The sequence below is a fragment of the Vibrio sp. 1401 genome (assembly GCF_033340295.1).
Genome location: NZ_JAWOWF010000820.1, coordinates 1 through 522 on the forward strand (window position 1 = coordinate 1; position 522 = coordinate 522).

1 protein-coding gene is annotated in these 522 nt (G+C 40.4%); it reads right to left on the reverse strand.

Going from position 1 to position 522, the window contains the following annotated elements:
- Positions 1-434 (reverse strand): outer membrane beta-barrel protein (locus tag R7Z77_RS28350; protein ID WP_318137434.1); only part of this gene is annotated, 434 nt, incomplete at its 3' end.
- Between the last annotated feature and the right edge of the window lie 88 nt (positions 435-522).

The window sequence follows — 522 nt, forward strand, 5'->3', positions numbered from 1 at the left end:
GTTACTTTAAAACCTACACCAGCACCAGCAAATACCCCTTCGTCATCTTTGTTCCTATGGAATCCAGCAACGTTATAATCTGTCGAATACCACATTTGGCCACCTTTCGCGTACACATCCACTCTATCGGTGATTGGAGCCGTCACTTTCAATGCTGCGGTATAACCATCCGTCTCTGCATTAGCCAAGTTGTTACCATAGCTACCAAAATCAATGTAGCCACCTTCCAACGCTAAGTAACGGTTAAAGCGATAACCCACCAATGCTTGCATTGCATCGCTGTCGTCATCGAAATCATCTTGTCCATCAACTTTTAAATAACCGTAGTTCGCACCTACATAAACGCCATGATCTTTGGAGTCCGCTGCGTAAGATAAAGTACTAAACGTTGCTAGAGAAAATAGACCAACCAGAGTAACAACATTGCTTTTCATTTCGTTCTCCTAAATTAACTGATTATCGAAAGTTCCAATCATAAATAGCAAAAGCAATGCCAATATTAAATTCATGAAAAGCTATTTT